Annotated in this window: 1 protein-coding gene and 1 pseudogene; both read left to right on the plus strand. The window is 65.4% G+C overall.

Annotated elements, in window-relative coordinates:
* Window positions 1–436 (plus strand): annotated as a pseudogene (locus AC27IQ_RS26560) (type VI secretion system tip protein VgrG); the annotation flags it as partial.
* Between the two features lie 38 nt (window positions 437–474).
* The coding region (locus AC27IQ_RS26565; protein WP_487091461.1) for a DcrB-related protein at window positions 475–644 on the plus strand (170 nt) is incomplete at its 3' end.

Raw genomic sequence — 644 nt, forward strand, 5'->3', positions numbered from 1 at the left:
CGCCACGCAGCACATCACGGTATCGAGCGGCGCGCAGCTCACCCAGCTGGCCAAGGGCGGCATGCTCACCCACGTCGCCCAGGGCGGGCAGCGCAACACGGTGACCCAGGGCGACGTGGCCTCCGAGGCGCAGGCCGGCCACATGAACCTCACGGCCAACCAGAACATCACCATGGCGTCCAAGACGCTCGATGCGAGCGTGCTGGGCCACGAGAACGTCAACATCAAGGCCACGCAGGATTCGGTCCTGGTCGATGCCGGACAGCACATCCGCCTGGAGGCGGCCGACAGCATCACCCTGGTGTGCGGCAAGGGCAAGGCCTACATCAAGCTCACCAAGGACGGGGACATCGAGATCGTCGGCGTGCGCAAGGGCCTGCTGCGCTTCACGGAAAGCCTCGACGAGTTCGGCAAGCCCATCAACATGAACTGCTGACCCACCGGCATCGCCGGCAGCAGCCTAGGAATCCATCCATGCAATACCACATCCAGGAGGCGGCGTTCGAGCTGCCCTCCGACGGCTTCATCGACCGCAGCGTGAACGTGCTCATCTTCGGGAACCCGGCGCTGCCGTTCAACGTGGTCGTCACCCGCGACTACTTCGACGAAGGCAGCGGGATCGAGGCGCTGCTGCAGGAGCAGCT

It is taken from the genome of Acidovorax sp. KPB24-07, from assembly GCF_057543315.1.